The following is a 970-nucleotide window of genomic DNA, read 5'->3' on the forward strand; positions in this document are numbered from 1 at the left end:
CCCCGCCTCGCCATCAAGTTGAGATTGCGGGCATGTCCGCAGGTCGGGCGCCCGCTCGCCTGCGCTGCGCCATCGAACAGGAAGGGCGGCGTCGTTCCGTCGAGGCGGACGGTGCCGAGTCCCGCCACGTGGAGCTCCACCTCCCCGGCCAGGATGCACATGCAGCGATCATAGCCGGCAAAAGACGAGAACGGCGCCGCCTGGGCCAGCTCAGCCATGCTCGCCCGCCATGTCTGCCCGTCCTGCCCGCACAGTTCGAAGACGGTCCAGGCCCGACCGAGGTCGTTCTTCCAACGGACTTCGCGCAGGTTGACGCCGCGCCTGATTTCCGGTGTGTGGGCCATGCGCGCCTAATCGGTGACGCGCGAGAGGAAGGTCCGCAGCTCCGGCGATTGCGGGTCGGAGAGCAAGGCGTCCGCCGCCCCGCTCTCGTGGACGACGCCCTGATGCATGAACAGCACGTCGTGCGCGACCTTGCGCATGAAGCCCATCTCGTGGCTGACGATCACCATCGTCATGCCCTCCTCGGCAAGGTCGCGAATAACTTTCAGGACCTCGCCCTTGAGTTCGGGGTCTAGGGCGGAAGTGACCTCGTCGAAGAGCAGCGCCCGCGGGCGCATCGCAAGGGCGCGCGCGATGGCAACGCGCTGCTGCTCGCCCCCTGACATCTGGTGCGGATAGGCGTGCGCCCGGTGCGATAGCCTGACCTTGGCCAGGAGTTCCTGGGCGTGATCGGTGGCGTCCTTCCGGCTGCGGCCCAGGACCGTCACCGGCGCCTCAGCGATGTTCTGGACCGCGTTCATGTGCGGGAACAGATTATAGCTCTGGAAGACCATGCCTATTTCGGTCCGCATCGGCAGGATTTCCTTTTCGGCCAGCCGAATCCACCGGCCGTCGCGCTCTCTCCAGCCCAGCCGCTTGCCGTACCACAGGACGTGCCCGCTGCTGGGAGAAATGAGCAGGTTTAGGC

At 66.4% G+C, this 970-nt stretch carries 2 protein-coding genes; both read right to left on the bottom strand.

The window, feature by feature from the left end:
- The coding region (locus tag EN935_RS37755; RefSeq protein WP_164771799.1) for a HutD family protein at window positions 1–344 on the bottom strand (344 nt) is incomplete at its 3' end.
- A gap of 6 nt (window positions 345–350) precedes the next feature.
- Window positions 351–970 (bottom strand): amino acid ABC transporter ATP-binding protein (locus EN935_RS37760; protein ID WP_164771801.1); only part of this gene is annotated, 620 nt, incomplete at its 5' end.

This window comes from Mesorhizobium sp. M7D.F.Ca.US.004.03.1.1 (assembly GCF_003998635.1).
Lineage (GTDB): Bacteria > Pseudomonadota > Alphaproteobacteria > Rhizobiales > Rhizobiaceae > Mesorhizobium > Mesorhizobium loti.